The sequence below is a fragment of the Acidovorax sp. GW821-FHT10E04 genome, from assembly GCF_059415185.1.
In genome coordinates, this window is the sequence record NZ_JBWKMT010000002.1 from 151,589 (window position 1) to 177,557 (window position 25,969).

Annotated in this window: 29 protein-coding genes; 11 read left to right on the forward strand and 18 right to left on the reverse strand. The window is 69.3% G+C overall.

The genetic code is table 11. The annotated features are described in order from the left end of the window. Positions 1–4 precede the first annotated feature (4 nt). The 7 genes from AC07OC_RS05540 to AC07OC_RS05570 form a co-directional block, all read right to left on the reverse strand. A complete protein-coding gene (locus AC07OC_RS05540; protein WP_218340686.1) occupies positions 5–1,189 on the reverse strand; it encodes a pyridoxal phosphate-dependent aminotransferase in 1,185 nt (394 codons plus the stop codon). Between the two features lie 102 nt (positions 1,190–1,291). Beyond that, positions 1,292–1,870: a transcription antitermination factor NusB gene (gene nusB, locus AC07OC_RS05545; protein ID WP_218293955.1), complete on the reverse strand. Its 579-nt coding sequence runs from the start codon at positions 1,868–1,870 to the stop codon at positions 1,292–1,294. Further along, positions 1,867–2,331 (reverse strand): 6,7-dimethyl-8-ribityllumazine synthase, encoded by a 465-nt coding sequence (ribH, locus tag AC07OC_RS05550; protein WP_494600482.1) that lies wholly within the window; start codon positions 2,329–2,331, stop codon positions 1,867–1,869. Before ribH ends, nusB begins: the two co-directional genes overlap by 4 nt. A 5-nt stretch (positions 2,332–2,336) precedes the next feature. Then, positions 2,337–3,458 (reverse strand): bifunctional 3,4-dihydroxy-2-butanone-4-phosphate synthase/GTP cyclohydrolase II, encoded by a 1,122-nt coding sequence (ribBA, locus tag AC07OC_RS05555; RefSeq protein WP_218293957.1) that lies wholly within the window; start codon positions 3,456–3,458, stop codon positions 2,337–2,339. 313 nt (positions 3,459–3,771) lie between these two features. After that, a complete protein-coding gene (locus AC07OC_RS05560; protein WP_218293958.1) occupies positions 3,772–4,071 on the reverse strand; it encodes a 2Fe-2S iron-sulfur cluster-binding protein in 300 nt (99 codons plus the stop codon). Beyond that, positions 4,068–4,733, reverse strand: coding sequence for a DUF938 domain-containing protein (locus AC07OC_RS05565; RefSeq protein WP_494600483.1), 666 nt, complete (start codon positions 4,731–4,733; stop codon positions 4,068–4,070). Before AC07OC_RS05565 ends, AC07OC_RS05560 begins: the two co-directional genes overlap by 4 nt. 546 nt (positions 4,734–5,279) lie before the next feature. Then, positions 5,280–5,561 carry a DUF427 domain-containing protein gene (locus AC07OC_RS05570; RefSeq protein ID WP_218293960.1) on the reverse strand — a complete coding sequence of 94 codons (282 nt, stop codon included), beginning with the start codon at positions 5,559–5,561 and terminating at the stop codon, positions 5,280–5,282. Positions 5,562–5,681: 120 nt separating this feature from the next. Here AC07OC_RS05570 and AC07OC_RS05575 point away from each other — a divergent pair, with 120 nt between their 5' ends. The 3 genes from AC07OC_RS05575 to gshA all read left to right on the forward strand — a co-directional run bounded on the left by AC07OC_RS05575 (position 5,682) and on the right by gshA (position 9,391). Then, positions 5,682–6,590, forward strand: a complete 909-nt coding sequence (locus AC07OC_RS05575; RefSeq protein ID WP_218293961.1) for an aminotransferase class IV — start codon at positions 5,682–5,684, stop codon at positions 6,588–6,590. Positions 6,591–6,881: 291 nt separating this feature from the next. Beyond that, positions 6,882–7,790: an SDR family NAD(P)-dependent oxidoreductase gene (locus tag AC07OC_RS05580; protein WP_218340691.1), complete on the forward strand. Its 909-nt coding sequence runs from the start codon at positions 6,882–6,884 to the stop codon at positions 7,788–7,790. Positions 7,791–7,861: 71 nt separating this feature from the next. Further along, entirely contained in the window at positions 7,862–9,391 is a 1,530-nt protein-coding gene (gshA, locus tag AC07OC_RS05585) for a glutamate--cysteine ligase (RefSeq protein ID WP_218340692.1), read from the forward strand. Between the two features lie 189 nt (positions 9,392–9,580). Here gshA and AC07OC_RS05590 read toward each other — a convergent pair whose 3' ends face one another. Beyond that, complete coding sequence (locus AC07OC_RS05590; protein WP_218340693.1) at positions 9,581–9,811, reverse strand: oxidoreductase-like domain-containing protein; 231 nt, start codon at positions 9,809–9,811, stop codon at positions 9,581–9,583. Continuing rightward, entirely contained in the window at positions 9,808–10,059 is a 252-nt protein-coding gene (locus AC07OC_RS05595) for a hypothetical protein (protein ID WP_218340694.1), read from the reverse strand. The genes AC07OC_RS05590 and AC07OC_RS05595 overlap by 4 nt, the downstream gene beginning before the upstream one ends. A gap of 104 nt (positions 10,060–10,163) precedes the next feature. On the opposite strand from AC07OC_RS05595, the gene ylqF reads away from it, so the two are divergent. Both ylqF and AC07OC_RS05605 read left to right on the forward strand, forming a co-directional pair. After that, positions 10,164–11,132: a ribosome biogenesis GTPase YlqF gene (ylqF, locus tag AC07OC_RS05600; protein ID WP_218293965.1), complete on the forward strand. Its 969-nt coding sequence runs from the start codon at positions 10,164–10,166 to the stop codon at positions 11,130–11,132. A gap of 122 nt (positions 11,133–11,254) precedes the next feature. Continuing rightward, positions 11,255–13,552: a putative bifunctional diguanylate cyclase/phosphodiesterase gene (locus AC07OC_RS05605; RefSeq protein WP_255591338.1), complete on the forward strand. Its 2,298-nt coding sequence runs from the start codon at positions 11,255–11,257 to the stop codon at positions 13,550–13,552. Positions 13,553–13,655: 103 nt separating this feature from the next. Here the strand turns inward: AC07OC_RS05605 and AC07OC_RS05610 are convergent, their stop codons facing one another. Both AC07OC_RS05610 and AC07OC_RS05615 read right to left on the reverse strand, forming a co-directional pair. Beyond that, a complete protein-coding gene (locus tag AC07OC_RS05610; protein WP_218293966.1) occupies positions 13,656–13,799 on the reverse strand; it encodes a hypothetical protein in 144 nt (47 codons plus the stop codon). A gap of 86 nt (positions 13,800–13,885) precedes the next feature. Further along, positions 13,886–14,335 (reverse strand): RidA family protein, encoded by a 450-nt coding sequence (locus tag AC07OC_RS05615; RefSeq protein WP_218293967.1) that lies wholly within the window; start codon positions 14,333–14,335, stop codon positions 13,886–13,888. Between the two features lie 217 nt (positions 14,336–14,552). Here AC07OC_RS05615 and soxR point away from each other — a divergent pair, with 217 nt between their 5' ends. The 3 genes from soxR to AC07OC_RS05630 all read left to right on the forward strand — a co-directional run bounded on the left by soxR (position 14,553) and on the right by AC07OC_RS05630 (position 16,466). After that, complete coding sequence (soxR, locus tag AC07OC_RS05620; RefSeq protein ID WP_370627834.1) at positions 14,553–15,014, forward strand: redox-sensitive transcriptional activator SoxR; 462 nt, start codon at positions 14,553–14,555, stop codon at positions 15,012–15,014. 223 nt (positions 15,015–15,237) lie between these two features. Beyond that, the gene (locus tag AC07OC_RS05625) at positions 15,238–15,600 is read left to right on the forward strand and encodes a VOC family protein (protein WP_218340696.1); all 363 of its coding nucleotides are present in this window, start codon (positions 15,238–15,240) and stop codon (positions 15,598–15,600) included. Positions 15,601–15,905: 305 nt separating this feature from the next. Beyond that, positions 15,906–16,466, forward strand: coding sequence for a GNAT family N-acetyltransferase (locus AC07OC_RS05630; RefSeq protein ID WP_218340697.1), 561 nt, complete (start codon positions 15,906–15,908; stop codon positions 16,464–16,466). Between the two features lie 48 nt (positions 16,467–16,514). On the opposite strand, the gene AC07OC_RS05635 is transcribed toward AC07OC_RS05630, so the two are convergent. Together AC07OC_RS05635 and AC07OC_RS05640 are read right to left on the reverse strand one after the other, a co-directional pair. Next, on the reverse strand, positions 16,515–16,760 hold the full coding sequence (locus AC07OC_RS05635) for a hypothetical protein (RefSeq protein WP_218340698.1): 246 nt from the start codon (positions 16,758–16,760) through the stop codon (positions 16,515–16,517). Positions 16,761–16,797: 37 nt separating this feature from the next. Further along, positions 16,798–19,938, reverse strand: a complete 3,141-nt coding sequence (locus AC07OC_RS05640) for a YncE family protein (protein ID WP_370628115.1) — start codon at positions 19,936–19,938, stop codon at positions 16,798–16,800. A gap of 99 nt (positions 19,939–20,037) precedes the next feature. Between AC07OC_RS05640 and AC07OC_RS05645 the strand changes: the two genes are divergently transcribed. Continuing rightward, positions 20,038–20,979, forward strand: a complete 942-nt coding sequence (locus tag AC07OC_RS05645; RefSeq protein ID WP_218340700.1) for a M14 family metallopeptidase — start codon at positions 20,038–20,040, stop codon at positions 20,977–20,979. Between the two features lie 24 nt (positions 20,980–21,003). Here the strand turns inward: AC07OC_RS05645 and AC07OC_RS05650 are convergent, their stop codons facing one another. From AC07OC_RS05650 to AC07OC_RS05665, 4 genes are all read right to left on the reverse strand, one after another. After that, complete coding sequence (locus AC07OC_RS05650) at positions 21,004–21,543, reverse strand: DUF924 family protein (RefSeq protein ID WP_218340701.1); 540 nt, start codon at positions 21,541–21,543, stop codon at positions 21,004–21,006. 124 nt (positions 21,544–21,667) lie between these two features. Further along, a complete protein-coding gene (locus tag AC07OC_RS05655) occupies positions 21,668–21,895 on the reverse strand; it encodes a hypothetical protein (RefSeq protein ID WP_218293973.1) in 228 nt (75 codons plus the stop codon). A 142-nt stretch (positions 21,896–22,037) separates the two neighbouring features. Then, positions 22,038–22,955: a DMT family transporter gene (locus tag AC07OC_RS05660; protein WP_494600484.1), complete on the reverse strand. Its 918-nt coding sequence runs from the start codon at positions 22,953–22,955 to the stop codon at positions 22,038–22,040. Between the two features lie 199 nt (positions 22,956–23,154). After that, positions 23,155–23,667, reverse strand: a complete 513-nt coding sequence (locus AC07OC_RS05665; RefSeq protein WP_218293975.1) for an MgtC/SapB family protein — start codon at positions 23,665–23,667, stop codon at positions 23,155–23,157. A 463-nt stretch (positions 23,668–24,130) separates the two neighbouring features. Here AC07OC_RS05665 and AC07OC_RS05670 point away from each other — a divergent pair, with 463 nt between their 5' ends. Next, positions 24,131–24,721, forward strand: a complete 591-nt coding sequence (locus tag AC07OC_RS05670) for an NAD(P)H-dependent oxidoreductase (RefSeq protein ID WP_218293976.1) — start codon at positions 24,131–24,133, stop codon at positions 24,719–24,721. A 9-nt stretch (positions 24,722–24,730) separates the two neighbouring features. Here AC07OC_RS05670 and AC07OC_RS05675 read toward each other — a convergent pair whose 3' ends face one another. Next, the gene (locus tag AC07OC_RS05675) at positions 24,731–25,513 is read right to left on the reverse strand and encodes a pseudouridine synthase (RefSeq protein ID WP_218340703.1); all 783 of its coding nucleotides are present in this window, start codon (positions 25,511–25,513) and stop codon (positions 24,731–24,733) included. A 109-nt stretch (positions 25,514–25,622) separates the two neighbouring features. Here AC07OC_RS05675 and AC07OC_RS05680 point away from each other — a divergent pair, with 109 nt between their 5' ends. Continuing rightward, positions 25,623–25,958, forward strand: a complete 336-nt coding sequence (locus AC07OC_RS05680) for an ankyrin repeat domain-containing protein (RefSeq protein ID WP_218340704.1) — start codon at positions 25,623–25,625, stop codon at positions 25,956–25,958. Positions 25,959–25,969: the final 11 nt, after the last annotated feature.

Sequence of the window (25,969 nt, forward strand, 5' to 3'; positions counted from 1 at the left end):
GGTGTCACCCGAGGAGCCTGCGCAGCCGTTCCACCGATTCCTGCAGCTGGGCCATGGAGTTCGCGGTGGAGAAGCGGATGAAGCGCTCGGGCTCTGCCGTGCCGAAGTCACGCCCCGGCGTCACCGCGATGTGGGCGCGGCGCATCAGCTCAAACGCGAAGTCCCAGCTGCCGTTCACGCCCAGGCGCTGTGCGGCCTGCGTGCAGTCGGCCCAGGCGTAGAAGGCGCCGTCTGGCATCACGGGCACGGAAAGGCCCAGCGATTGCAGCGCGGGGATGAAGAAGTCGCGCCGGGCCTTGAACTCGGCGCGGCGGCGTTCGTACTCGGCGATGCTCTCGGACTCGAAGCACGCCAGCGCGGCATGCTGCGACACGGTGCTCGCGCAGATGAACAGGTTTTGCGCGAGGCGCTCGACCACGGGCACCATGGCCTCGGGGACCACCATCCAGCCCAGGCGCCAGCCCGTCATGTTGAAGTACTTGCTGAAGCTGTTGATGCTGATGATGTTGTCGTCGATGGCCAGGGCCGTGTGGCCAAACTCTTCCTCGTACGACAGGCCCAGGTAGATCTCGTCGATCAGGGTGATGCCATCGTGCGCGCGCACCACGTCGTGGATGCGGCGCAGCTCGCCGGGGGCGATGGAGGTGCCCGTGGGATTCGATGGCGATGCGAGCAGGACACCCCGGGTTTTTTCGCCCCAGGCGGCGCGCACCTTGTCGGCGCTGAGCTGGTAACGCTCGGCGGCCGTGGTGGGCACGAGCACGGCCTTGCCCTCGGCCGCGCTCACGAAGTGGCGGTTGCACGGGTAGCTGGGATCGGGCATCAGGATCTCGTCGCCCGATTCGATGAGCGCCAGGCACGCCAGCTGCAGCGCGGCCGAGGCGCCGGCCGTCACCACGATGCGGCGCGCGGGCACGTTCACGCCAAAGCGGCCCTGGTACCAGCCGCTGATGCGTTCGCGCAGCGCATCCAGGCCGAGGGCGTTGGTGTACTGGGTCGCGCCGCCGTGCACGGCGCGCATCGCGGCCTCCTGCACCAGCGGCGGCGCTGTGAAGTCCGGCTCGCCGATGTTCAGGAAGATCATCGGCTCGCGCGTGCCCGCCACTTCGCGCGCCAGGGCCTGCGCGGCCTTGGCCACCTCCATCACATAGAACGGTTCGATGCGCTCGGCGCGCGTGGAAAACTTCATGGAAAGGCGTCCTGCCCGTGCTGGCCGGGTGTCGTTTGAAATGGAAGGGGGAATGGGGGCGCGCCCGCCGCCGCTCCGTGGCGGCCCGGCGCGCCCGGGAGCTCAGGCGCCGTCAGCGGATGCCCCGGATGGGGGGGCGGTGGGGGCGGCCGCCGCGCCGCCAGCCTTGTCCGCCGCCACTTCCAGCGCGCGCAGCTGGGGGGCCAGGCCGTTGAGCACGGCATTCACATACTTGTGGCCGTCGGTTCCGCCAAATTCCTTGGCCAGTTCGATGCACTCGTTGAGCACCACGCGCCAGGGCACGTCCAGGCAGTGCTGGAACTCGTACACGCCGATCCACATCGTGGCGTGCTCGATGGGCGAGATTTCGGCCATCTTGCGGTCCAGCAGCGGGGTGATGAGCAGGTCCATGTCGGCGGCGGTGGCGATGCAGCCGTGCAGCAGGGCGTCGTAGTGCACCGAGTCCGCCTTGTGAAAACCGGCCAGGTCGCGCGTGAACGCGTCGATGGCGTGGGCGTCGTTGCCGCCCACCAAGTGCTGGTAGAGCGCCTGCAGCGCGAACTCGCGCGCGCGGCTGCGGTTGGACTTGGAGGCGGCCTTGCGCGTGCCCGTGGACTTGAGCCCGGTGCGGCCCTGCTTGGGAGGGCGCGCCGAGGAGGGCGTGGGGGTGTTTTCGCTCATGACAGGTCGTCCAGCAGGTTGGCCATTTCCACCGCCACGCGGGCTGCATCGGTGCCCTTTTCGGTCTGGCGGGCCACCGCCTGATCGAGGTTCTCGGTGGTGATGATGGCGTTGGCAATCGGGATCTGGTAGTCCAGCGACAGGCGCGTGACGCCCGCGCCGGATTCGTTGGCCACCAGTTCGAAGTGATAGGTTTCACCGCGGATGATGCAGCCCAGGGCGATCAGCGCGTCGTACTCATCGCTTTCGGCCATGGCCTGCAGGGCCACGGGCACCTCGAGGGCGCCGGGCACGAGCACGTGCCGGATGTTCTTTTCCTGCACGCCCAGGTTCAGAAGCTCGGCACGGCAGGCCGCGGCCAGGGTATTGGTGATGCTTTCGTTGAAGCGGGCCTGCACGATGCCGATGTGCAGCTTCTTGCCGTCCAGCTTGTCCGCTGGTCCTTTTTCTGCGCCAAACATGTTTTTTACTCTTTCGGAATGAAGCCGGTGATTTCGAGGCCGTAGCCCATCATGCTGGGCATGCGGCGTGGCTGGCCCATGAGCGCCATCTTGTGCACGCCGCATTCACGCAGGATCTGCGCGCCCACGCCGTAGGTGCGCAGGTCCATGCGGCCGCGCTCGGGGGCCTGCGCCGCGCGGGCCGTGCCCTCGAACTGCGAGAGCAGCTGGCCGGCGGTCTCGCCGCAGTTGAGCAGCACCGCCACGCCCTTGCCCTGTTCGGACAGGTATTGCAGGCTGGTGTCCAGGCTCCACGAGTGCATGGAGCGGTTGACTTCCAGTGCGTCCAGCACCGACAGCGGTTCGTGCACGCGCACGGGCACCACGTCGTCGGCGCCCCACTGTCCCTTGACGAGGGCCAGGTGCACGGCCTGGCTGGGCTTGTCGCGGAAGGCGTGGGCGGTGAAGGCGCCAAAGGCCGTCTGCAGCACGCGCGTGCCCACCTTCTCGACCAGCGATTCGGTGCGGCTGCGGTGCTCGATCAGGTCGGCGATGGTGCCGATCTTCAGGCCGTGCTCGGCCGCGAAGAGCTGCAGGTCGGGCAGGCGGGCCATGGTGCCGTCGTCCTTCATGATCTCGCAGATCACGGCGGCGGGGCTGCAGCCGGCCATCACGGCCAGGTCGCAGCCGGCCTCGGTGTGGCCCGCGCGCATGAGCACGCCGCCTTCGACGGCCTGCAGCGGGAAGATGTGGCCGGGCTGCACCAGGTCGGCGGCCACGGCGTTGGGGGCCACGGCGGCCTGCACGGTGCGGGCGCGGTCGGCGGCCGAGATGCCGGTGGTCACGCCCTCGGCCGCCTCGATCGATACGGTGAAGGCCGTGCCCATCTTGGTGCCGTTGCTGGCCACCATGGGCGGCAGGCGCAGGCGTTCGCAGCGTTCGCGTGAGAGCGTGAGGCAGATCAGGCCCCGGCCGAAGCGGGCCATGAAGTTGATGGCCTCGGCCGTCACATGGTCGGCGGCCAGGACGAGGTCGCCTTCGTTTTCGCGGTCTTCTTCATCCACGAGGATGACGATGCGGCCGGCGCGCATCTCGGCCACGATGTCCTCGACGGGCGAGATCGGCACGGGAGTGAGGGGGGAGTTCATGGAAGGCTGGGCTTTCTGAGGGGACCGCTGGCGGTGGTGCCGCAGCGCAGGTCCCCGTGGCCGGAGGCCGCCACGCTGTGCGCACCCCCAAGAAACCGCCCAAAGAACATGCGATGCGGCGCTGCCGCTCGTCAAAGGGGCATATTGCCCCAGAAGGATGGGATTTTAGTGCACCGGGCCGCGCCGTGCCCGGTGGGGCGCCCCGGGGCTGATGCAAATCAGTTCCCCGTGGGTTGGGCAGGCTCCCCAGACGGGGGCGCCCCTTGCCGGCGCCGCCCTGCCGTCGGGCGGTGCGGCGCGGCTGCGAGGGGCTTCAGACCATGCTGCCCTGCAGCACCACGTCCGATGTGGGATAGGCCACGCAGGGCAGCACGCAGCCTTCGTCTTTTTCTTCGGCCGTGAGGCCCGGCCATTCGATGGCGTAGCGCACGGTGCCCTCGGCCAGCTGGCCCATGCAGGTGCGGCAGGTGCCGTTGCGGCAGGAGCTGGGCCAGTCGATGCCGCCCTGTTCCAGCGACAGCAGCAGCGGCTGCTCGGGCCAGGCGTCGCATTGCTGGCCGCCGGGCTCTACCGTGGCGATGAAGAAGGGCGCGGTGTTGGGTGGGGTGCTCATGGGTGGTGCGTGGTGTCGGGGTGGGCGTCGGGGGCGGGGGTGGCGCGTGTCCACACCAGCAGGAGGTTGTTGGCGGGCATCGCATGGCGGGCCGCCAGCCGCAGCCCGGCCCCGGCCGCCACGGCGGCCACGTCGTCGATGCGGCGGATGCCCCAGGTGGCGTCCTGGGCGCGCAGGCTGGCGTCAAACGCCAGGTTGCCCGCGGCGGTGGGCACGCCGTCTTCCAGGTACGGGCCGTAGGTGACCAGCAGGCCGCCTGGCGCCAGGTGGCGGGTCGCCCCGCGCATCAGGCCCGCGCAGCACGCCCAGGGCGCGATGTGCAGCATGTTGGCGCAGTAGATCAGGTCGAACGGCTGGCTGAACGCCGGGCCATCGGCGGGCCAGGCGGGCTGGAGCACGTCGAGCGCCACGGGTGTGCGCACGTTGCGCGCGCCCGTGTGCGCGGCCCAGCCGGCGATGGCGCCGAAGTGCGTTCCCTGCAGGTCGGTGGGCTGCCAGCTCCAGCCGGGCAGGGCGGCGGCAAAGTGCGCCGCGTGCTGGCCCGTGCCGCTGGCGATCTCCAGTGCCGCGCCTTCCGGCGCCAGCAGGGACTGCAGCACCGCCAGGATGGGGCCCTGGTTGCGTTCGGCGGCGGGACTGTGCGGGAGCGGAGGGTGGGACATGGGATGATTTTGCTCATGCGCGCTGGACTGGCGGGCGCTGGCTGCTATTAAAAATGTAGCTATGCAGGGGGCGCCGATGGGAACTGTATCCCAGCCGGCGCGTGGCGGGGCAGTGCCTGTTTTTTAAGCGGTGCAAGGATATTCCTTGTAAATCAGGCACTTACCCCCGCCATACAAGGCTTGTCCAGGGTTATCCACATGATTGTCCAGTGCGGGCAGGGATAACCGGGGCGGACTGGGGGGTGGCAAGGGGCTGGGCGCGGTGCGCGGAATCCCTGGGCGTGGTTGCCGCTTTTTTGGGCAATGCAAGGATATTTCTTATAAATCAATCACTTAAGGATGTCATACAAGACTTCTCCAAACTTATCCACATGATTGTCCAGTGCGGGCTGGGATAACCGGAGCCAGTGCGGGATCGATTGCCTAAAAAAGAGGCGTCGCAGGCCTTGGCCTTATGAATCAAGCACTTGGCGCTGCCATACAGGACTTGCCAAAACTTATCCACATGATTGTCCAGCGCTGGCAGGGATAACCCTGGCCTCCTGGTCAGGCGGCGACCTTCACGCCCTTCCAGAACGCCACGCGGCCCCGGATTTCTTCGGCCTCGGGCTTGGGATCGGCATAGAACCAGGCGGCGTCGGTGTTCATCTCGCCGTTGACCAGCAGCGACAGGTAGCTGGCCTGGCCCTTCCAGTGGCAGGTGGTCTTGTGGTTGCTGAAGGTGAAGAACTCGCGCTTGAGCGCGCTTTCGGGAAAGTAGTGGTTGCCTTCGACCACCACGGTGTCGTCGCTCTCGGCGACGACCACGCCGTTCCAGACTGCTTTCATGGTATTTCCTTTCAATTGAATGCCGCGCAGCGCTTGACGGACAAGCGGTGACCGCGATGAATGTGCGAGCAATGGCCCCACGGGCCTTGCGGGGCGGCCCGCGCTGGCCAGAATGCGGGCATGAGCACCTTACCCGATTATTCCCAGGGGGCCGCCTGCGTGCGCGGCCAGTACGTTCCCATTGGCGACGCGGCGATTCCGCTGACCGACTGGGGGTTTCTGCGCTCCGACGCCACCTACGACGTGGTCACCGTCTGGGACGGCGCATTCTTCCGGCTCGACGCGCACCTGGAGCGGTTCCTGGCCAGCTGTGCGCGCCTGCGGCTCGACCCGGGACGCTCGCCCGCCGAGATCGCGGCGGTGCTGGAGCAGTGCGTGCGCCTGTCGGGCCTGCGCGATGCGTATGTGGAGATGATCGTCACGCGCGGCCAGCCGCCCTGGGGTTCGCGCGACCCGCGCCAGGCCGTGAACCAGTTCTACGCGTTCGCCGTGCCCTATGTGTGGATCGCCAACGAGGCGCAGCGCGAGCGGGGCCTGAACCTCATCGTGAGCGACGTGCAGCGCATCCCCGCCAGCAGCGTGGACCCGCGCGTCAAGAACTACCACTGGAACGACCTCACCATGGGGCTCCTGGGGGCGCTGGACGCCGGGGGCGACACCGTCGTGCTCACCGACGGAGCAGGCCATGTGGTCGAAGGCCCGGGCTTCAACGTGTTCTGCGTGGATGCGCAGGGCACCATCGCCACGCCCGCCCAGGGCATGCTCGAAGGCATCACGCGCCGCACGGTCCTCGAGATGGCGGCGTCGCTGGGCCTGCCGCTGCAGGCGCGGGCCTTGCCGGCGGCCGAATTGCGCGGTGCGCGCGAGGTGTTCCTGTCCACCTCGGGCGGGGGCGTGCTGCCTGTCACCCGGGTGGACGGGCGGCCGGTGGGCGATGGCGCCGTGGGGCCGGTGGTGCGCCAGCTGGTGCGGACCTACTGGGACTGGCACCGCGATCCACGCTACAGCCAGCCCGTGCGCTATGCATGAAGCGGCGACCCCCTGAGCGGCGCCGTTGCTTCCCCCTTTTCTCCCGCGCTGTGCATGGCAAGAGAGGCGCTGCCAGCGCACGCACGCCAAGGCCGCCGGGGCGCCCGCGGGCCCTGGTGCGGCGTCTGCCGGCCCGGGCCGTGCCTGCGGCATGCGTGGCGCGCGGGCGCCATGGGCCCCTGGGCCCGAGTCGCCTGCGCAACCATGCACCCGTGCCGCGTGGCTTACAGTGCCACGCGCGGCGCGCGTGCGCCAGCCAACTTTTTCACAGACACAACAGGAGAACCTTGCATGGACATCGAATTCAAGGGCCGCGTGGCCATCGTGACGGGGGCTGGCGGCGGCCTGGGCCGCCAGCATGCACTGGCCCTGGCGGCGCGGGGCGCCAAGGTGCTGGTCAATGACCTGGGCGGCGCGGTGGACGGCAAGGGTGGTTCGGTGGGCGCGGCGCAGGCCGTGGTCGACGAGATCATCGCGGCCGGCGGCGAGGCGATCGCCAACGGCGCCTCGGTCACCGACTACGCGGCCGTGCAGGCCATGGTGCAGCAGGCCATCGACGCCTGGGGCCGGGTGGACATCCTGGTGAACAACGCCGGCATCCTGCGCGACAAGTCGTTTTCCAAGATGGAGATGGACGACTTCCGCCTGGTGGTGGACGTGCACCTGATGGGCGCCGCCCACTGCTGCAAGGCCGTGTGGCCGCACATGGTGGCCCAGCAGTACGGCCGCATCGTGATGACCACGTCGTCCACGGGCCTGTACGGCAACTTCGGCCAGGCCAACTACGGCGCGGCCAAGCTGGCGCAGGTGGGGCTGATGCAGACCCTGTCCATCGAGGGGGCCAGATACCACATCCACGTGAACGCCCTGGCACCCACCGCCGCCACGCGCATGACCGAGGGCCTGATGCCCCAGGAGGTGCTGGACGCCCTGAAGCCCGAGGCCGTGGTGCCCGCCATGCTGGTGCTGGCGCACGAGAGTGCGCCCACGCGCACCATCCTGTGCGCGGGCGCGGGCACGTTCGAGGCCGCGCACATCACGCTCACGCAGGGCATCCACTTGGGGCTGGGCGCCGACGTTCCCGAGCAGCTGGCGGCCCGCCTGGCCGAAGCGACGGGGCGCGCGGGCGAACAAGTACCACAAAGTGGCGCGGCGCAGGGAACCAATGAAGTGAGCAAGGCCATGGCGGCGAGGGTTTAAGCCAGGTCCATACGCGCAATCCTGCTCCGTGCTAAGTTCCGGGCCGACAGAAGACGGATCGGTATAAACATATGAGCAAATTGCACGAGAGACTGGCCGCCTACCCGGCGCAGGCCCTGGGAGGGATTCGCCGCGGCATTGAAAAGGAGGGGCTGCGGGTGCTGCCCCACGATGGCCTGGCCCTCACGCCGCACCCGCTGGCGCTGGGCTCGGCCCTCACGCACCCCCTGATCACCACCGACTACAGCGAGTCCCAGCTCGAACTCATCACCGGCGCCCACAAGGGCGTCCAGCAGTGCCTGGATGAGCTGACCGAGGTGCACCAGTTCGTGCACCACACCCTGAAGAACAGCGGCGGCGAGCTGCTGTGGGCGTCCAGCATGCCCTGCGGGCTGCCCACCGACGAGACCATTCCCATCGGGCGCTACGGCGGCTCCAACATCGGGCGCGCCAAGAGCGTGTACCGCATGGGCCTGGGCCACCGCTATGGCCGGCGCATGCAGACCATCTCGGGCATCCACTACAACTGGTCGCTGCCGGGCGTGGACAGCGAGCAGTATTTCTCGCTGATCCGCAACTTCCGCCGCCATGCCTTCGTGCTGCTGTACCTGTTCGGCGCCTCGCCCGCGCTGTGCCCGTGTTTCGTGGAAGGGCGCGAACACCGCCTGCAGCAGATGGAGGGCGGCAGCGCGCTGTACCTGCCGCACGCCACCTCGCTGCGCATGGGGCGTCTGGGTTACCAGAGCGACGCGCAGGCCACGCTGGCCGTGAGCTACAACGGCCTCACGGGCTACGCCAACTCGCTGCACGAAGCACTCACCAAGCCGTACCCGGCCTACGAAACCGTGGGCGTGCGCAACCCGGGTGGCGACTACAACCAGCTGGGCACCAGCCTGCTGCAGATCGAGAACGAGTTCTACGGCACCATCCGCCCCAAGCGCACCGTGCGCACCGGCGAGCGCCCGCTGCACGCGCTGCGTGAACGCGGTGTCGAATACGTCGAGGTGCGCCTGATGGACCTGGACCCGTTCGTGCCCGTGGGCATCACGGCGCCCACCATGCGGCTCCTGGACGTGTTCTTGCTGCACTGCCTGCTGTCCGACAGCCCGCCCGACACGCCCGAAGAGATCGCCGAACTCAAGCAGAACCAGCACCTCACGGCCGAGCGGGGCCGCGAGCCCGGCTTGCGGCTCTCGCGCAACGGCCAGAGCGTGCTGCTGACCGAATGGGGCGCCGAGGTGCTGGCCGCGTGCGAGCCCCTGGCCGCCGCGCTGGACGCCACCCACGGCACCCAGGATTACAGCGCCGCGCTGCGCGACGCCCGAGCGCTGATGTCCGCTCCCGGGCGCACGCCATCGGCCCGCGTGCTCGACAGCATCGTGCAGGAGCATCACCACAGCTTCGAAGCCTTTGCCCGCCAGCAGTCCATCGCCGCGCGCGACGCCTTGCTGGGCCTGCCCTGGACGGCCGAGCAGCAGGCGCGCTACCTGGCCATGGCCGACGAGTCGATCGCGGCGCAGAAGGCCATCGAGGCGGCGGACACGCTGCCGTTCGAGGCCTGGCGCGAGCAGTACATGTCGGTGAAGGAATTGACCCCTTGAGCGGCTGCGCCGCTTCCCCCAAGGGGGACGCCACCGGTGGCCTGGCAGAGCCAGTTCCACGGTGGCACTGGCCTTGGGCAGCGCCAGTTTGAGGCGACGTCTGCTACAAGGCAGAGTTGTTCGGTACTCTGAATTTGATAGCTTCCAGCGTTTATTCATCAAGCGCTAGAGGCCAATTTGGCTTGAAATTCAGCCCTCCAGCCGCAGCAGCGCCTCTTGCCGCCAGTACTCGGCGGCGTCCAGAAACCCCTCCCACACGCAGCCATTGCAGCCGCGGCCGCAGCAGGTGGTGGGCTCGGGAGGCGGGTTGCGCAGGGCGATGCCCGCGTCCGTGGCGCGCTGCTGCAGCCACTGGAACATCCGCTGCGCGGAGGCACCGTCCACAGCGCGGGCCGGGATGGTGGCGGTGTTCGATGTCATCGTGGGCGGCGCCCGGCCCGGGCGCGCCGCATGCCGTACTGCGCCACGAACGCGATGCCCAGCACCAGCGCGAACCAGCCCACCAGGGCCGCCTGGCTCATGAGATCGCGCACGCTGGTGGAGCGCGCCACATGGGGCGCCAGCAGGATGACCAGGCCGATCAGGGCGCAGGTCACGCCCTTGAACAGCACTTCCTTGTCGGCCTTGCTGGCGGTGGGCTTGGAGGGCGACGGAGTGGGCAGCGGCATGGTGGGCAGGGCGGCGCAAAAACGCGCCAGATCATGAAAAGATGAGACCGCGATTATCCTTGCCACCCTTGGATTGATTCAAATACAGAAGAAAGTACCCCCGCATGGCCATCCAGTGGTTCCCCGGTCACATGCACCTGACCCGCAAAGCCATCACCGAACGCATCAAGGACATTGACGTGGTGATCGAGGTGCTGGACGCGCGCCTGCCCGGCTCCAGCGCCAACCCGCTGCTGGCCGAGATCACGGGCCACAAGCCCACGCTCAAGGTGCTCAACAAGCAGGACGTGGCCGACCCGGCACGCACGGCCTTGTGGGTGGACTGGTACAACGCCCAGAGCGACACGCGCGCCTTGCCGCTCGATGCGTCCGACCCGGCCCCCACGCGCAAGCTCATCGACGCCTGCCACCTGCTGTCGCCCAACCGGGGCGGCATGGCCAAGCCCATGCGCGTGCTCATCTGTGGCGTGCCCAACGTGGGCAAGTCCACGCTGATCAACACCCTCTCCAACAAGCGCCAGGCCAAGACCGGCGACGAGGCCGGCATCACCAAGCTGGAGCAGCGCATCACGCTGGCCGACGACTTCTACCTGTGGGACACGCCCGGCATGCTGTGGCCGCGCATCATCGTGCCCGAAAGCGGCTACAACCTGGCCGCCAGCGGCGCGGTAGGCCGCAATGCCTTCGACGAGGAACTGGTGGCGCTGGAGCTGCTGCGCCGCCTGCAGCAGCACTACGCCCCGCTGCTGGAGGCACGCTACAAGCTGGGCCTGCCAGCCGGCGCCATGGCCACGATGCAGGACGACGAACTGCTCGAGGCCATCGGCCGCAAGCGCGGCGCCATGCTGGGCGGCGGCCGCGTGAACCTGCAAAAGACGGCCGAGATCGTGATGACCGATTTCCGCACCGCGATCCTGGGCCGCATCACGCTGGAAACCCCGCAGGAGTTCGAGGCCTGGCGGGCCGCCGGGCTGGCCGAGGACGCCAGGCGCCAGGCCCGCAAGGACGCGCGCGCCAAGGCCAAGGGCAAGGGTTCGGGCGTGCGCGAACCGGCGTCCGGCGACGCCGAGTAGGCCCCGCGCCCGGGGCCGCGGGCGCCGGCCAGGGCATCCCGGGCGGTGGGCGCGCACGGCAGGCTCGGTGGCCGCGGGGTATCGCGTTACCATGCCAGCCTGGCTGTTACCGCCTGAAACCAATGCCCGCTGCTGTCCCTTCCTCGCCTTCCGAACGAGACGATGCCACCACCGAGCAATTGGTGCGGGCTGGCTCCTGGACGGTCATGGTCACGGGCACCGTCATCGCCGCCCTGCTGCTGCTGGACCGGCCCCTGTCGTGGACCCACGTGCTGCTCAACCTGGGCGCGGGCGCGATGGGGGGCGTGGCGGTGCTGCTGGGGCGCCTGCGGCGCTGGCACCAGGCGGCACTGGTGCTGATCTGGGGCGTCTGGGGCGTGGTCGCCATCGTGGCCGCGACCAACGGGGGCCTGCGGGGCCCCAACCTGCTCAACTTTCCCGTGCTGATCGTGTTCGCCGGCTGGATCCTCGGCGCGCGGCCCACCCTGGTGCTGACCGGTGCCACGGGCGTGCTGTTCCTGTTCTTCGTCTGGGCCGACCTGCGGGGCTGGCTGCCCGCGGCGCGCTATGGCAACCGGCTGGCCTATGTCGCCTACCTGAGCGGAATCCTGGCGGTCACGGCGGCGGCCACCCTGCTGTCGCGCCGCAGCTATCTGCGCCGCGTGCAGGAGGCACAGCGCACCGCCGTGAACCTGGCCACCATCGATGCCGAGCTGCGCAAGCTGCAGCGCGCGGTGGAGCAAAGCCCCGAGAGCATTGTCATCACCGACCTGCAGGGGCGCGTCGAATACGTCAACGCCGCCTTCCTCGCGCGCACCGGGTACGCGCGCGGCGAAGTGCTGGGCCAGCCCTCCGCGCTGGTGTCCAGCAACGGCATGGCGCCCGCCCAGCGCCAGGGGCTGCGCGACACGCTGGCGCGCGGCGAGAACTGGGCGGGCGAGCAGCTCAACCGCCGCAAGGACGGTGCCGAGATCGCCGAGGCCGTGGTGGTGGCGCCGATCCGCCAGCCCGACGGGCACATCAGCCACTACGTGGAGCTCAAGCAGGACGTCACCGAGCGCAAGCACGCGGCGCAGGAGATCCACCGCCTGGCGCACTTCGACAGCCTCACCAGCCTGCCCAACCGCTTCACGCTGGTGGAGCGGCTGTCCGCGCTGCAGGGGCGCCCGGGCCGGGCACCCAGCACCCAGCATGCGCTGCTGCTGCTCGACCTGGACCGTTTCACCACCTTCAACGATGCGCGCGGCAGCGAGATGGGCGACCGCCTGCTGTGCGCGGTGGCGCTGCGCCTGTCCGAGATCCTGCCCCCCCAGGGCCTGCTCGTGCGCGTGGCGGGCGATGAATTTGCCGTGGTGCTGCATGGCCTGGGCGCGGACGCCTCGCTCGCGGGCCGGCATGCGCTGGCCTTCGCGGAAAAACTGCAGTCGGCGCTGCTGCGGCCGCTGCGCCTGCAGGACAACGATGCCGAGGAGGCGCAACTGGGCGCCAGCGTGGGCATCACGCTCTACCCGCAGAGCGCCAACGACGTCGCGCACGACGCCCTGCGCCGCGCGGGCACCGCGCTGCACCGCGCCAAGCAGGCGGGCGGCGGGCGCGCGGCCTTCTTCGAGCAGGGCATGGGCGAGGCGGCCGAGCAGCGCTTTCGCGTGGAGCGCGAGCTGCGCCAGGCCATCGGGGCGGACGAGCTGCGCCTGTACCTGCAGTCGCAGGTGGACGTGCAGGGCCAGCTCACCGGCGCCGAGGTGCTGGTGCGCTGGCAGCATCCGCGCGACGGCCTGGTGCCGCCAGGCGTCTTCATCCCCGTGGCCGAGGAATCGGACCTCATCGTGAGCCTGGGCAACTGGGTGCTCACGCACGCCTGCGCGCTGCTGGCGGGGCCGGTGTTCCAGGAGCGCCGCCTGCGGCTGTCGGTCAACCTGAGCGCGCGGCAGTTCCGGCAGGCGGGTTTCGTGCCGCAGCTGCGCGCGGTGCTGGCGGCCACGGGCGCCGACCCGCGGCTGTTGACGCTGGAGGTGACCGAGGGCCTGGTGATCGATGATTTCGATGACGCCGTGGCCAAGATGGGGCAGCTCGCGGCGCTGGGGGTGGACATGTCGCTGGACGACTTCGGCACGGGCTACTCGTCGCTGGCCTACCTCAAGCGCCTGCCCATCCAGGAGATCAAGATCGACCGCTCCTTCGTGCGCGACGCGCCCACCAATGCCGACGATGGCGTGCTGGTGGAGGGCATCCTGGCGGTGGCCCGCCACTTCGGCCTGCGCGTGGTGGCCGAGGGCGTGGAGACCCGCGACCAGGCCGAGTTCCTGAGCCAGCGCGCGCCCGACATCGTGTACCAGGGCTACCTGTTCGGCCGCCCCGAGCCCGATACCGACTGGCTGGCCCGCACGGCGCGGGCCGACGCCCCGACCACCCGGAACTGATACGCAAGGTTCAAATGAAAATAGCTGCCAGCGCTTGATGGCAAAGCGCTGGCAGCTATTGATGTGATAGCAAGAAGGTGGTGGGCGCGTGCGCGCCACCGCGTTACTTGTTCTTTTCCTTGCCACGCGGAATGACGGAGGTCACCGGTGGCATGGGGCGGTCAGAACCGCCGCTTTCCTTGGGCAGCGAAGTGTCCTTCTTGGGTTTCTTCGCCATCTTGTTGCTGCGTTGTTCGCCTTTTGCCATGGGGCCTCCTGTAAGGGTCTCGGAATGGGACCGTGCCGGCATGGTACGTCACAAACGGGGTGCGTTCGCGGCCACCTTCGCGGTGCTCATGCAGGCATGGCGGCCGTGGCCTCGATTTCTATGAGCATGCCGTCAAGCGCCAGCCGGGGCACGGGGATCAGGGTGCAGGCCGGTGCCGCCCCGTCGGGCCACAGACTGCGCACCGCCTGGCTGAACAGGGCCAGCCGCTGTTCGGTGTGGTCCACGACCAGCACGGTGAGCTTGGCCACATCGTGCACGCTGGCTCCTGCCCCGACCAGTGCCATGCGCAGGTTGGTGAACGCCTGCCGCAACTGCTCGCCAAAGTCGGCGGAAAGCTGTCCCGCCGCGTTTTCGCCGCCCTGGCCCGCCACGTAGACGGTGCGCGCCTGGGCAGGCGCCACCACCACGTGGGTGTAACCGTTGGCGCGCGGGTCGTACAGGCCGGGCGGGTTGAGGAAGCGGAGCTTGGAGGCGGCCGTGGCGGGGCGCAGGGTCGTCGCGGAATCAGGGCGCATGGTGCAGGAGTCCAGAGGTGGGTGGTGAAGTGAAGCCAAAGGTGGAATGGCCAGGGAAACCAGGGCGGCCGCCGTGGGCTCGGCGGCTTCTCCGGTTTCATGGGCTAGTATCAAACCTCAAGTTAAATTGAGGTCAAATGCCGTGGAGAAAAACCCTGCAGGAGTTGTTGTGAAGCCAGGCAAGCGCGTCGTCCCCATCGTCCCCCTCGCCCCCGGTGTGCAGGGCGCCCCCGTTCCCGACGTGCCGGTGAACGAACAGTCCGAGCTGTCGGTGGGCGAGGTCGCCAGCCGCAGCGGCCTGGCCGTCTCCGCGCTGCATTTCTACGAGTCGCGCGGGCTCATCGCCAGCGTGCGCAATGCGGGCAACCAGCGGCGCTACCCGCGCTCCGTGCTGCGCCGCGTGGCGGTGATCAAGGTGGCGCAGCGCATGGGCGTGCCCCTGGCCGCCATCGCCGATGCCTTGCAGGCCCTGCCCGCCGGACGCACTCCCACGGTGGCGGACTGGCGCCGCCTGTCGGCCCGCTGGCGCGACGACCTGGACGAGCGCATCCGCACGCTGACGGCATTGCGCGACCAGCTCGACGGCTGCATTGGCTGTGGCTGCCTGTCGCTCAAGGTCTGCCCGCTGCGCAATGCGCACGACACGCTGGCGCAGGAAGGGCCCGGGCCGCATTTTTGAGCGCAGGTGCGTGATTTGCTGCGCCTGCCGGCGCGTGGTGAGCGGGTGGCGTCGCTTGTGCCCGTGGTCAGCAACAAGCCGCGAAGGCAGTGGCTGCCGCAGGTTGGTGGAAAAGGGGCTGCCATGCGGTGATTGCTGCAGGCGGATGGGGTGCGAGGGCAGAATGGGGCCAGGAGCGGACGCTCGATACACTCCCGCGCACTCCACAAGGCATCTGATCTCCATGACCATCGCACTTAGCACCCTAATCATCTATGCGAAGGACATGCATCGCACCGCCCGGTTTTACAGTGAGAACTTTGGCTACGAGACAAGTGGCGAAATCAGTGAGGGACTTATCGAACTTCGCCCGATTGCCGGCGGCGCCGAGATACTGATCCATCAGGCCGCCAAAAGTCTTAGGCTTGGCTCCGCCGCCATCAAGATGTCATTTGCGGTGACTGATGTGCAAAAGTTCGTCGCGGCCGCCAAGGCAACGGGCGTTGTCTTTGGGGCCATCCATCAAGCAAACGGCTACGCATTCGCCAACACAAAAGATCCAGACGGGAACTCGGTCAGCGTTTCAAGCCGCAAGTTTCGCGATTGACCGAGTTGGGGCCCGAGGCCGCCGCTGGACGAAACCACCCCAAAGCTGGCGTTGATTCACTGCCCGCTGGCTTGCGGCCCAAACTGCGCTGTCCAGGTGTCCGGCGCCTGCCTACTGGCAAGCTATAGTTTGCCGAGGTGATGCCTGCCGGGCTTGTCGGAAATTTGATATGTGTGCTTTTGAACAGCGCACTGGCCGCAAGCCCCATCTGCAAGCCACTTCCAGGAGGAATCAGTGTCCAGAATATTCCGCAAGGTGCAGTTTAGCCCGCAAGTTTTGCGGGATACATCACGTTAGACCGCACTATGAGCCACTTCCCGGAGCTCGAGACTCAGAATCTCCTTTTGCGGGAGATCGTTGACACTGATGCTGAAGATCTTTTGAGCATTCATGGCGACGCCCAGCACATGAAGTGGTTTGGATCGGATCCCTTGACAGACATCGACGGGGTGAGAAGTCTGATCCAGACGTTTGCGAAATGGCGTGAGGAACCTGCGTCCGGCACCCGCTGGGGCATACAGCTAAGAAGCGTCCCCGGCCTGATTGGAACTTGCGGCCTGTTCCGCTGGAACCGAAACTGGCGAATGTGCGTGGTGGGCTATGAAATCTCTCCACTGCACCAGGGACGCGGCTACATGAAAGAGGCATTGGCTTCGGTTCTCGCTTGGGGATTCGGAGAGATGGGGTTGAACCGTGTAGAAGCACAGGTGCATCCCGACAATCGAGCCTCCTTGGCCGTGCTCGGAAAGCTTGGCTTTGTGGAGGAAGGGCGCCTCAGAGAGGTTGGGTATTGGGCGGGGTCCCATCATGACCTGATGCTGCACTCGCTTCTGAAGCGGGATTGGAGGAGCGGCGGTGCGGCCTGACAGGCCGGTCAACTCCGACGTTGAGCACCCTGTCGTCCCAGGATGGGGTCAAGAATGGACGAAGGTCAGGACGGCGAGAAGCACCACCCCGGCCACAAAGAGGAGTCCGTCGAGCAGCAGGACGCTGCGGACAGCAAGACCAGGAACTCGGCTGGCGAACTCTCGCAATTGATCGGCGACCGCATGGCCGCGCGGAAGCACCGCCGCGGCGGCAAGAAGGCCCGCGACGACCAGAACGGCCAGCAGCAGCGTTGCAGCCAGGTACCCAAGCAGAAAGCCAAACGCATTCATCATGGTGCCCCCGGCGCCTCGCATGCTATTGCCACATCGGCTACCAGCATAACGGCGCCGCCTCGCCACGCCAGAATATCCACCGCCGCGTCTCCGCATACGGCGAGGTGCCGATGGAGTAGGGGTCCATGCCTGTCTCCAGGCGCTCCAGTTGCACCAGATAGCCGCCGTAGCTGGCCGCCCACAGCGTGCTGCCGTCGGGCGACGCCTCCATGGCGCTGATGGTGCTGCCGATGTGGTGGCGCCACAGCGGGCGGCCGTCGTCCCCGAGGGCGTGCAGGTAGCCGTCGGCATCGCCCAGCACCACGATGCCGGGCAGGGTGGCCGAGGCGTACACGCGGCAGCGTTCGTCCAGCGGCGGGGCGTCTTCGTCGCCCGCAGCCCCTTGCGGCGGCCCTCCGAGGGGGACGGAGCGGGTGCCGCCCCCGTACAGGTGGCACGAGTTGGCGAACAGGCGCGTGCCATCGTGCGAGAAGGTGGCGTGGTGCGGGTAGGACGACAGCGTTTCGTATTCGGCCACCACGTTGCCCCGTGCATCGAGCAGGATGTGCTGGCTGTCCTGGTCGCCCACGGCGATGTGGCGCTCGTCCGGCGACAGGGCCATGTGCAGCATGTCGAGCGCCAGCACCGTGACCTCTGTGCCATCTACCGATTCTTCCTGCTGGTTCTTGGGCCAGGTGTAGGGGCCATCCTCGTCGAAGGTCTGGGGGTGCAGGCGCTGTACGCCGGGGCTCCCCTGACTGCCCTGGCTGGCCAGCAGGTAGATGCCCGTGGGGTTGCGCAGCAGCACGCGCTGGCCGTCGTTGAAGGGGATCAGCTCGTCGCAGCGCTGGCCCGGCGGGCCTGCCGACACCGGCACCTGGGGCGGCAGCCCTTCGTTGCCCTGGGGCAGTGCAAACCGGGCGATCACCGGGCCGTCGAATCCGTCGTGGGTGGTGATGTGCTGGCCGTCGCTCCGGGCAAAGCAGCGCCGGTTGGGCGAGCGGCCCAGGCCGTGCAGCGCGGGCAAGGGGGTGCGCCTCACGCCCTGCAGTTCCACCCAATGGGCGGCATCGTCGCAGGGCGCGCCGATGCGCGCCAGCACGCGGCCATCGCCCAGCGCGAACACCGGGCCGATGAAGCTGCCTGCATCGGCGGCGTGGCGCACGAAGGCGTCGGGCGCGAACGCGAAGCGCCGGCGAAAGCGTCCGGCCAGATCCTCGTCGGCGTGGGTGTGGACCACGCGCGCCAGCTGCAGCACCGTGGCGGCAGCCGCCTTGCGCGGGTCGGAGGGCAGGTGGCTGTCTTCCTCGGTATCGCCTTCGCCTTCGCCGTCACGGTCGCCGTCTGCCGGGTTGCCGCCGTGGCCTTTCTGCGCAGCGGCCGCATCCAGGGCGCGCTGGTGGGCGCGGATGGCGGCCACATAGCCTTGTCCGTCGGCCTGCCACTGGCCGGACAGGGCCATCAACTCGGCGGGGAAGACCGCCGCATCGGGCGCATCAGGCGCCAGCGGCGGCGCGGCCAGCAGGTGCACGGCCGCCGCGATGCGCTGGGCCTCGGCCTGGCGGGCCTGTTCCTGTTCGTGGCGCGCGCGCACACGGGTCTCCACCCCGCCCGCGAAGCGCAGCAGCCGCGCGATGTGGTCGGCCGCGCCGCGGGGCAAGGGGGCGCGGGCATCGCTCTGGCGCTGTGCGTAGGTGAACTCCACCACGGCGGGCCCGTCCAGCGCGGGCTCCACATTGATCTGGTAGGCGCTGTGGGCGTTGTCTTCTTCGTCGCCGGGGGCGCCTTCGCCGTTTTCCCAGCTGAGCTTGAAGGCGCGGCCCCAGGGCTCGCCGCCGTGCATGCAGGGCTGGCGCGCGCCCACCCACACGTCGCCTTCCCACCAGCCGTTGCGGTCGCTGTCCCACCAGTCGTTGTAGCGCTCGGTGAACACGGGCAGGCTGGTGAAGTCCTCGATGCGTTCTGCGGTCAGCGCGGCCACCAGGCGCTGGTGCAGCGGGTAGCGGGCGCGGTGCTGGCCCACGGCCTTGCGCAGGTAGTCCAGCACGCCGCGCCAGGCCTGCGTGCAGGCCCGCCAGGCCTCGGGGGCGGTGTCGGGGGCCAGGGGCAGCCACTCGCCGGGCTCGCCTTCGCGGTAGGCGCGGTACACCAGCGTGGGCCGCGCGGTGGTCGGCACCTTGCGGCCCAGGACGGCGGCGGCCAGGCGTGCCAGCAGCCCCTGGCGCTCGGGCACCTGCGACACCGACAGGTAGAAGTCCCAGGTCTTCCACACGGTGATGAACACGTTGTCATCGCGCTGGTCGCCCTCCGCGTCCACATGCCGCTGGCACAGCGAAAAATCGGTCTGCCGGAACCATCCCGTGGCCGTGTGCTCCTTGGGGCCGATCACCGGCGTGTGTGTTGCGCCCAGGATGTTGCGCACGCTGACCGCTTCATCGGCGAACAGGCCCGCCTCCAGGGGCAGGGCGGCATGGATGTCGTCGCTGCCGCGCGTGGCGCTTTCGCCCGCGCGCACGGCGGCCACCACGCGGGGCCGGTCGAGCATGCAGCCGATGCCATTCTCGCCATCGTCCGTGCCGTCATGGAACACGGGCGGGAACACGATGCCCGCGATCTCGCTGGAGAACTCCGCCCGGTGCGGTATGCCGCGCACCTCGTCCATGAGGAACTCCACCTGCTCGGGGCCGGTGATGTCCACGGGATAGGCATCCGTGAACAGCGCCACCCGGGCCTGCACGCCGCCCCGCACGGCGAGGCCGCCATGGCGGCCGTCGCCCCAGAGCAGGTCGGCCACCCGCAGCGCGCCCTGCACATGCAGCCGCTGGCCACCCACCACGGCGTTGCGCAGGCTCGCATCGCCCAGCACGGCCAGGTGGGCGGCGCCCCCGGTGCCGTCGCAGGTGAGCGCGCCGTCGATCTGCAGGCACCCCTCGATCAGGATCAGAAAGGGCTGGCCCGCGAGGGCGGGGTGGGCCGGGTGCGCGCCGCCACCCTGCAGCAGCGTCCGCAGCGGGCTGCCGCTGGCCAGGGCCGCATCCAGGTGCAGCGCGGTCAGTTGCACATCGCCCGCGATGCAGAGCACGGTTTCGGCGGCCAGGGCGGCCGGGTCCTGCGCCAGGCGCCCGGCGATCCAGCTGTCGGCGGGCAGACGGTCGGCCACATCGGCCAGCGTACAGAGTCGGGCGGGGGGCATGTGCATCGGTGCGGGAGGAGGGCGTCCGGCGGGCATCGTACACCGCGCCCTGCACGGTTCCTGCTTTGCGCGGACAATCATGTGTTGTCTTATCAATGGACCGCCATGACACAGAATCCCCCCGCCTTCGAAGTGCTGCCGCGCGACCTGTCCGCCTACCGCCAGGGCAACGTGGGCATCGACTACGTGCACCGTTTCGAATCTGGCCAGCCCGGCCCCCATGTGCTCATCAATGCGCTCACGCACGGCAACGAGATTTGCGGCATGGTCGCCGCCACGCACCTGCTGGACACGGGCGTGCGTCCGCGCATCGGCACCCTGACCATCAGCTTCGCGAACGTGGCGGCGTACGAGTCGTTCGACCAGGCGCGCCCCTTCGAAAGCCGCCAGCTCGTGCACAACCTCAACCGCATCTGGTCGGCCGGCGAGCTCGACGGCACGGACGAGAGCCCCGAGCTGCTGCGCGCGCGCGCCCTGCGCCCCGTGGTGGCCGCGGCGGACCACATCCTCGACATCCATTCGACCAGCCAGGACGTGGAGCCCTTCTGGGTGTACCCGGCCTACCCGCGCAACGCGGACGTGGCGCTGGCCCTGGGACGCCCGCCCGTGCACCTGGTCATGCCCAGCGGGCTGGGGTCGGGGACGCCGCTCATCCAGCACGGCCGCCATGGGCTGGCCGACAGCCAGGGGGTGGCGCTGGTGGTGGAGTGCGGCCAGCATTTCCTGCAGTCGGCGGCCGACATGGCGACGGCGGTGGCACTGGATTTCCTGGCGCACTTCGGCCTGATCGAGGCAGCTGCGGGCCGGCCCGTGCCCGGTCCCCAGCGCCGCTACGAGCTGCTGGAGACCTGCATGGTGCGCACGCCCGGTTTCCGGTTCACACGGCCGGTGCAGGGGTTCGAGGTGTTCGCGAAGGACGAAGTCATCGCCACCGATGGTCCGCACGAGATCCGCGCGCTCTGTGATGACTGCACGGTGCTGATGCCCACGCGCGAACCTATCGTGGGCCGCGAGGCGGTGTACCTCACGCGGCCTCTCGCGGTCTGAGGGTCTTCGGGCGCCCCCGCCGGCTCAGAACGATGAGCCGGGCTGCGCGAGAAAAGCGGTTTCCTGCGCGGTGGAGCGGCGCCCCAGCACGACGTTGCGGTGCGGATACCGGCCAAAGCGCGCGATGATGTCGCGGTGGCGCAGCTCGAACCGCAGGTCGTCTTCCAGGCCGGGCTGGTCGAACAGCGCCATCGCCTGCGCGTGGATGGTGCTCGACTCGCTGTGCATGTAGGGCATGTACGCAAAGGCGCGCTGGGCGGTGGGCAGGTCCCGGTCATGCCGGCCGGCCACCAGTTCCTGGGCGAGAGCCAGCGCCTGCGCGTCCTGTGCGAACGCCAGGGGCGAGCCGCGGTGGATGTTGCGGGAAAACTGATCGAGCACCAGGATTTCCGCCAGGCGCCCGCGCGCCGTGCTGCGCCACGTCCACAGCTCGCAAAGGCGCGCGGCCTCCCAGGTGGCGCCGAAGCGTTCGCGGATGGTGGCGTCCAGTGCATCTTCCTGGGCGAAGTGTTGCGCGGGCGTGAGTTCTTCGAACCAGAAATGAAGGACGTCTTCGGCTTGCATGGGGCGTTCTCTGGATGGAATGGGCAGCAGGCGCCGGAGCGTGGTGCCTGGGGTGCTATGGATGCAATGCGCGCATGTTCGCCGCAGGCCTGGCAGGGAGGGTGCCTTGCAGTCGATGGCTTGCTTACTTGCCTGTTTCCTTGTCCAGGCGGATCTTGCCATCCCGCACGTACTGGTTGAACTGGTCGCGGGGAATGGCGGCCGAACCCACGGCGTCATTGTCGGCCGTCCAGCTCAGGGTGGTGCTGTCCTTGGCGGGCTCGATTTCCACGGGGCCCTTGGGTATGGTGAGCGGTGCGCCGTCACCCGGGGTGTAGGTAACGTGGCCTGCGATGGTGGCGTGCTGTGTCATGCGATCTCCTTTGGCGGGGTGCCGCCGCAATACTGGTCGCTTCATTGGACCGCCAAGCGCGCCGCCGCGCTGTAAGACCATGCCGTGCATCGGCGCGGGCCGTGGCCCAGATCCACCCATCCCGGACCCCTCGTGCCCGGTGTCAGGGCGGCAGCACGGCCTGCGTGCGTTCCTGCCGCACCAGGTACAGCCCGCTGCCGATGATGATGGCGCCGCCCAGCAGCGTGGAATAGCCCGGCACGGTCTGCCACAGCACCCAGTCCAGGCCCATGCCCCAGGCCAGCGCCGTGTATTCAAACGGCGCCACCACCGATGCCTGCCCGTGCCGGAACGCCTCGGTGATCGCCAGCTGGCCCAGGAAGCCCGTGACCGCCAGGCCCGCCACCAGCGGCCAGTGCGCTTGCGCCACACCCACCCAGCGGGGCCAGGCCAGGGCCCCCGCGCCCAGCGCCAGGAAGGCCGTGGTCCAGAACACCAGGCTGGCGCTGGAGTCCGTGCGGCTGAGCACGCGGCCCGTGATGGCCGACACGGCGTACCCGCACGCCGCCCCCAGCACGGCCAGCGCGCCCAGGGTGAAGAAGGCCTCCTGGCTCGGCCGCAGGGCCACGACGACGCCCACCATGCCCAGCGCGATCGCCACCCAGTGCGCGGCGCGCACCTTCTCGCGCAGCACCACGGTCGACAGCGCCGTGATCAGCAGCGGTGCGATGAAAAACAGCGTGTAGGCCTCGGCCAGGCCCAGTTCCTTGAGCGCATAGGTGAACAGGCCCAGCATGGTCACGTTGAGCACGCCGCGCAGCAGGTGAAGGGGCCAGCGCACCTGGAGCAGGCGGCCCGCCTCGCCGCGCCACAGCACATACAGCGCCACCAGCGGCAGCGCCGCCCAGCCGCGCAGCGCCGCCACCTGCATGGCCGGGTAGCTGGCCGACAGGGTCTTGAGCAGTGCGTCCATCAGGGAGAAAAAGCCTACGGCCGCCACCATGGCGACGATGCCGCGCAGGTTGCCCGTGGCCGCCGTGTGCGCCGCCGTGGGCGCGCGGGGGGGGCCGGCCTGCGTCATGGGCGGGCCGCCAGGTGGGAGCGGCGCGCGCGAGGTGCGGGCGCCGGGCTGCGGCAGGGCGGGGGAAAAGGCTGCGCGGGTGGGGTGTGCATGTGCGATGCCGACGGCATGCTGGTGGCGCCGCGGGCCCAGGTGGCTGAGGGCCAAAAAGTGTAGCGCACGCGCGGTGCCGGAAATGGCTGGCCCGGGCTGCGCCCGCTCAGTCCGGCTTGTGCTGCGGCCGGGTGCTGGCGCGCGCCATGCGGTCGTGCACCAGCGGCACGGCCCACAGCACCAGCAGCGCCAGCAGCGTGCTGAGCACGGCCGTGGTCTCCCGCCCCAGGCCCGCCGCGACCCCGATGGCGGCCGTGAGCCAGATGCCGGCGGCGGTGGTCAGGCCCCTGACCTGGTTTTCGGCGTCGCCCTTGAGGATGGTGCCCGCGCCCAGGAAGCCCACGCCCGCGATGATGCCCTGCAGCACCCGGCTGTTGTCCGCGGGCGCGATGCCGGCCTGCTGCGCGACCAGCACGAAGAGCGCGGCGCCCATGGCCACCAGCATGTGGGTGCGCACGCCGGCCGCCTTGCCCGCGTGCTCGCGCTCCCATCCAAGCAGCCCGCCCAGCACCGCGGCCACTGTCAGCCGCACGACGATGCGCGTGGCCTGCGCGGCGTCGGAGACGTCCGAAAACTCGGACGCCACGGCGGCGGCGATCTCCTGCCAGAGGTCAGCCATGGGGCATGCCCCGGTGGCCGGTGGCGGGACGGGCGCTTGCCGCCGCGCGGCGGTGGCTGGAGGTGCGGAGTGTTGGCATGGTGGGCAGGCAGGTGGTGCGGCAGCGATGGTGCTGGTTCACGACTGTGCCGCCCGCGCCAGGCCGTGCCTACCGGCGGCGGGCGGGCCCGGGGGTAGGACGCTGCCGACGCGACGCCTTGCCACGCCATGGTGGCGGCCACTGAAATGAGGATGAAAATGCCATGAAGCGCTTGATGGAAAAGCGCCAATAGCTATGAAAATCGTAGTAAATGGCGTGGCGATGAACGGACCTTGGACCCCCGCCCGGAACCGGCGCCGTCCCTGTGCCACGGGCCGCTTGCACGCAAGGGTGGCGCGTGTCACGATTTGCTCCGGGCCCCCCACGCCACCGTTTGCCCGGGCCGCCGCCACGGGGCAGGCGCGGCCCAGTGAGGAGTTCGCCATGACCCCGCAGCGCATTGTTCTGATCCAGGGACATCCCGACGCGAGCGCGCCGCACCTGTGCCATGCGTTGGCGCAGGCCTATGCCCGGGGGGCCACCGGCGCTGGCCACGAGGTGCGGCAGATCGACGTGGCCGCCATTGACTTCGCGCTGCTGCGCAGCCAGCATGAGTGGGAGCTGGGCCTGCTGCCCGCCAGGCTCAGGCCCGCCCAGGACGACATCAGCTGGGCCCGGCACATCGTGCTGTTCTTTCCGCTGTGGCTGGGCGACATGCCGGCCCTGCTCAAGGGTTTTCTGGAGCAGGTGGCGCGGCCCGGCTTCGCGTTCACCACCGAGGGCAGCAACCCGTTCGGCCGCAAGGGGCTCACGGGCCGCAGCGCGCGGGTGGTGGTGACCATGGGCATGCCCGCGATGGTCTACCGCTGGTATTTCCGCGCGCACAGCGTGAAGTCGCTGGAGCGCAACATCCTGGGTTTCGTGGGCATTGCGCCGGTGCATGAAACGCTGGTGGGCAGCGTGGAGCAGTTGGGCGAGGACGGCGTGGCCAAGTGGACGGCGCGCATGCAGGCGCTCGGCGCCAAGGCGGGGTAGGCGGGGCCCTCAGTCCTGCCACGGCAACCGCGCCAGCAGGCGCTGCCAGTCTGCCGTGGGCCCCGTGGCCTGCGCGCCGTCCCCGGTACCCGGCGCGGGGCCCGCGCCGCCCTGCGGGGCCACGGGCCATGGCAGCCCGCTTTCGAACGTCGTGGCCAGGCCCGTTGCCGGGTGCGGCACCGTGAGCTGCCAGGCGTGCAGCCACAGCCGCTGCTGGCCCAGCCGCTCGGCCCACCAGCGGTTGAGCGGGCCCTTGCCGTGCGTGGCGTCGCCGATGATCGGATGGGCCAGGTGCTTGAGGTGGCGGCGGATCTGGTGGCGCCGGCCCGTGGTGGGCACGGCCTCGACCAGCGAGGCGCGCGTGGAGGCGAAGCGGGGGTCGCTGGCCTCGGGCAGCGTGAGCCGCGCCAGGCGCCGAAAGCGCGTGTGCGCCTCCTGCACGGCCGTATCGGCCGGCGCGTCGTCGGGCCGGAGCGCGTGGTCCACCGCGACGGCCTCGGGCGCCCAGCCGCGCACCATGGCCAGGTAGCGCTTGTGCGTGGCCTGCTGCTCGAAAGCCTGCGACAGCGCGCGCGCCGCATCGCTGTGCAGCGCCATCACCAGCACGCCGCAGGTGCCCTTGTCGAGCCGGTGCACGGGGAACACATGCTGGCCCAGCTGGTCGCGCAGCACCTGCATCACGAAGCGCGTTTCGCCGGCATCGAGCCCCGTGCGGTGCACCAGCCAGCCGGCCGGCTTGTAGACGGCCACCAGGTGCTCGTCGCGCCAGAGGATGTGCAGGGGAGGGTGCATGGAAAGAAAAGTGGCCTGTGCCGCGGGCCGGGTAGGGAAGGCGCGCATTGTGCAGCACGCCGCGCGCTCTACACTGCGCCGATCCCGTTCATGCAAAGGATGCAGTGGTATGTCGGCTGGAGACTGGAAGGACATGTACGCCGCCGCCGTGGCCGGCGATCTGGCGCTGGTGCGCTACCACATCGGTGCGGGCGTGAACCCCAACTACCAGCACCCCGAGATCCTGTGCACGCCCCTGGTGGCCAGCCTGATCCACGGGCATGCCGAGATCACGCGCTACCTGCTGGCCCACGGCGCCGACGCCGGGCTGAGGTCCGACTTCGACGACATGACGCCGCTGGAGGCCGCGCGCCGCCACGGGCGCACCGAGTTCGTGCCGCTGCTGCGGGCCCGGGGCGGCAAGGAAGAGCGCAAGCCGTTCTGGTGGCGCTGGCTGCCCATCTAGCGGCGCCGGTC

Coding starts and splice junctions, on each gene's coding strand:
- AC07OC_RS05635 (WP_218340698.1), bottom strand. CDS start 16,760: ATGATGAATGCGTTTGGCTTTCTGCTTGGGTACCTGGCTGCAACGCTG.
- AC07OC_RS05645 (WP_218340700.1), top strand. CDS start 20,038: ATGACACAGAATCCCCCCGCCTTCGAAGTGCTGCCGCGCGACCTGTCC.
- AC07OC_RS05610 (WP_218293966.1), bottom strand. CDS start 13,799: ATGGCAAAAGGCGAACAACGCAGCAACAAGATGGCGAAGAAACCCAAG.
- AC07OC_RS05650 (WP_218340701.1), bottom strand. CDS start 21,543: ATGCAAGCCGAAGACGTCCTTCATTTCTGGTTCGAAGAACTCACGCCC.
- AC07OC_RS05575 (WP_218293961.1), top strand. CDS start 5,682: ATGAGCACCTTACCCGATTATTCCCAGGGGGCCGCCTGCGTGCGCGGC.
- AC07OC_RS05560 (WP_218293958.1), bottom strand. CDS start 4,071: ATGAGCACCCCACCCAACACCGCGCCCTTCTTCATCGCCACGGTAGAG.
- AC07OC_RS05630 (WP_218340697.1), top strand. CDS start 15,906: ATGAGCCACTTCCCGGAGCTCGAGACTCAGAATCTCCTTTTGCGGGAG.
- AC07OC_RS05675 (WP_218340703.1), bottom strand. CDS start 25,513: ATGCACCCTCCCCTGCACATCCTCTGGCGCGACGAGCACCTGGTGGCC.
- AC07OC_RS05640 (WP_370628115.1), bottom strand. CDS start 19,938: ATGCACATGCCCCCCGCCCGACTCTGTACGCTGGCCGATGTGGCCGAC.
- AC07OC_RS05595 (WP_218340694.1), bottom strand. CDS start 10,059: ATGCCGCTGCCCACTCCGTCGCCCTCCAAGCCCACCGCCAGCAAGGCC.
- AC07OC_RS05605 (WP_255591338.1), top strand. CDS start 11,255: ATGCCCGCTGCTGTCCCTTCCTCGCCTTCCGAACGAGACGATGCCACC.
- AC07OC_RS05670 (WP_218293976.1), top strand. CDS start 24,131: ATGACCCCGCAGCGCATTGTTCTGATCCAGGGACATCCCGACGCGAGC.
- nusB (WP_218293955.1), bottom strand. CDS start 1,870: ATGAGCGAAAACACCCCCACGCCCTCCTCGGCGCGCCCTCCCAAGCAG.
- AC07OC_RS05615 (WP_218293967.1), bottom strand. CDS start 14,335: ATGCGCCCTGATTCCGCGACGACCCTGCGCCCCGCCACGGCCGCCTCC.
- AC07OC_RS05580 (WP_218340691.1), top strand. CDS start 6,882: ATGGACATCGAATTCAAGGGCCGCGTGGCCATCGTGACGGGGGCTGGC.
- AC07OC_RS05565 (WP_494600483.1), bottom strand. CDS start 4,733: ATGTCCCACCCTCCGCTCCCGCACAGTCCCGCCGCCGAACGCAACCAG.
- AC07OC_RS05660 (WP_494600484.1), bottom strand. CDS start 22,955: ATGACGCAGGCCGGCCCCCCCCGCGCGCCCACGGCGGCGCACACGGCG.
- gshA (WP_218340692.1), top strand. CDS start 7,862: ATGAGCAAATTGCACGAGAGACTGGCCGCCTACCCGGCGCAGGCCCTG.
- AC07OC_RS05665 (WP_218293975.1), bottom strand. CDS start 23,667: ATGGCTGACCTCTGGCAGGAGATCGCCGCCGCCGTGGCGTCCGAGTTT.
- AC07OC_RS05540 (WP_218340686.1), bottom strand. CDS start 1,189: ATGAAGTTTTCCACGCGCGCCGAGCGCATCGAACCGTTCTATGTGATG.
- AC07OC_RS05680 (WP_218340704.1), top strand. CDS start 25,623: ATGTCGGCTGGAGACTGGAAGGACATGTACGCCGCCGCCGTGGCCGGC.
- AC07OC_RS05625 (WP_218340696.1), top strand. CDS start 15,238: ATGACCATCGCACTTAGCACCCTAATCATCTATGCGAAGGACATGCAT.
- AC07OC_RS05655 (WP_218293973.1), bottom strand. CDS start 21,895: ATGACACAGCACGCCACCATCGCAGGCCACGTTACCTACACCCCGGGT.
- ribH (WP_494600482.1), bottom strand. CDS start 2,331: ATGTTTGGCGCAGAAAAAGGACCAGCGGACAAGCTGGACGGCAAGAAG.
- ribBA (WP_218293957.1), bottom strand. CDS start 3,458: ATGAACTCCCCCCTCACTCCCGTGCCGATCTCGCCCGTCGAGGACATC.
- AC07OC_RS05590 (WP_218340693.1), bottom strand. CDS start 9,811: ATGACATCGAACACCGCCACCATCCCGGCCCGCGCTGTGGACGGTGCC.
- ylqF (WP_218293965.1), top strand. CDS start 10,164: ATGGCCATCCAGTGGTTCCCCGGTCACATGCACCTGACCCGCAAAGCC.
- AC07OC_RS05570 (WP_218293960.1), bottom strand. CDS start 5,561: ATGAAAGCAGTCTGGAACGGCGTGGTCGTCGCCGAGAGCGACGACACC.